The organism is Neisseria sp. P0019.S002, assembly GCF_051957155.1.
Classification (GTDB): domain Bacteria; phylum Pseudomonadota; class Gammaproteobacteria; order Burkholderiales; family Neisseriaceae; genus Neisseria; species Neisseria perflava.
This window is the reverse complement of sequence record NZ_JBQCWS010000128.1, coordinates 1-452: the sequence shown is the minus strand read 5'-3', so window position 1 is coordinate 452 and position 452 is coordinate 1. Positions and strand designations below refer to the sequence as shown.

1 protein-coding gene is annotated in these 452 nt (G+C 55.1%); it reads right to left on the bottom strand.

What is annotated here, in order from left to right; all coding sequences use genetic code 11:
* On the bottom strand, nucleotides 1-452 hold a 452-nt coding region (locus ACTHTY_RS11905; RefSeq protein ID WP_440367838.1), incomplete at both ends, for a hypothetical protein.

The following is a 452-nucleotide window of genomic DNA, read 5'->3' as shown; positions in this document are numbered from 1 at the left end:
CCTCCCCCCCCTCTTTTTCCCCCCCTCTTTTCCCCCTCTTTCTTTTTTTTTCCCCCTCCTTCTTCTTTTCTCTCTTTTCTCTCTCCCCCTCTTTCCTCTCCTTCCCTCTTTCTTTCCCCTTTCTCTTTTCCCTCCTTTCTTTTTCCTTCTCTCTTCCCTCTTTCCCCCCTCTCCCCCTCCCTCCCCCTTTCCCTCCCTTCTTTTCCCCCCCTCTCCCCCCCCTCCCTCCTTCTTCCTTCCTTCCTTCCCTCTTTTCCCCCCTTTTTTCCCTCCTTTTCCTCCTTCTCCCCCTCTTCTTCTCCCTCCTTTTCCCCCTCCTCCTTTCCCTTTCTCTCCCTTCTCTCTTCCCCCTTCTTCTTCCCCCCCCCCCCCTCCTCCCTTCCTCCCCTCCTTCTTTCTTCTCCCTTCCCCTCTTTTTCTTCCTCCTTCCTCCTCTTCCTTTCCTCCTTCCC